Origin of the sequence: Microbacterium sp. HSID17254, assembly GCF_003989315.1 — a bacterium.
GTDB lineage: Bacteria > Actinomycetota > Actinomycetes > Actinomycetales > Microbacteriaceae > Microbacterium.
The window spans coordinates 1-934 of sequence record NZ_RBLT01000139.1 but is presented as its reverse complement, the minus strand read 5'-3'; the positions used below and the strand labels follow the sequence as shown (position 1 = coordinate 934).

The window sequence follows — 934 nt, the reverse complement described above, 5'->3', positions numbered from 1 at the left end:
ACAGCCCGTCGAGGATCCGGACCTGGATCGCCTCGTAGGTGATCCAGTCCCACATCCGGCTGGTGAACTGGCCGGCGTCCCAGAAGCGGTAGAGGACGAACGCGAGGGCCGCCACGATCACCGTGACGCCGACGACGCCGATCCCGCGGGAGCGGCTGCCGGCCGCCGGTCCCGGGAGGTCGTAGAGGACCGGAACTAGCGGGCCACCCCCCACGGGGAGGCGAGACGGCGCACCAGCCCGGTCAGCGGGGCCACCAGGATCACGAAGATCAGCGCCACCCACACCAGCCCGACGAGCACGTTGTAGCCGCGCTCGGAGAGGTTCTGGTAGATGCCGCCGGCCTGGAACACCGAGAAGCCGGACGCGATCGTGGTGTTCTTCAGCAGCGCGATCTGGATGTTCGTCATCGGCGGGACGGTGGCGCGCACCGCCTGCCGGAGCACCACCTGACCGGGGGTCTGGGTGAAGGTGAAGCCCAGCGCTCGCGAGGCCTCGGCCTGCCCGACCGGGACCGTGTTGATGCCCGACCGCACGACCTCGCACACGAACGCGGCCGTGTAGAGGATCAGGCCGACGCTCGCCAGCGCGAAGAAGCCGAGCTGGACTAGCTCGAGGCGGGGGTAGGCCAACGCGAAGACGAACAGCACCAGCGTCAGCGGGGTGTTGCGAAGGATCGTCACGTAGCCGGTGCCGAAGGCACGCAGCGCGGGGACGGGGCTGACCCGCATGCCCGCCACCAGCGTGCCGAGCAGCAGCGACCCGATCGCGGCGACGACGAAGAGGCCGATCGTGCCGGCGAACCCGCCGACGTAGAGGTTGAGGTTGTCCAGCAGGACATCCACCGGGCGGCCCTCCTTTCTCTGGTCCCGACTGTTCTGGACCCGATGCGGCCCGGCCGGGTGTGTACGCGGGCACCGCCACGCCGGGCCGCGG

1 protein-coding gene and 1 pseudogene are annotated in these 934 nt (G+C 70.3%); both read right to left on the bottom strand.

Annotated features, from left to right (window positions below):
• A pseudogene (locus tag D8M34_RS18170) lies at window positions 1-214 on the bottom strand (amino acid ABC transporter permease); the annotation flags it as partial.
• Window positions 196-843: an amino acid ABC transporter permease gene (locus tag D8M34_RS18165; RefSeq protein ID WP_126894719.1), complete on the bottom strand. Its 648-nt coding sequence runs from the start codon at window positions 841-843 to the stop codon at window positions 196-198. The pseudogene D8M34_RS18170 and the gene D8M34_RS18165, both read right to left, overlap by 19 nt.
• Window positions 844-934 lie beyond the last annotated feature (91 nt).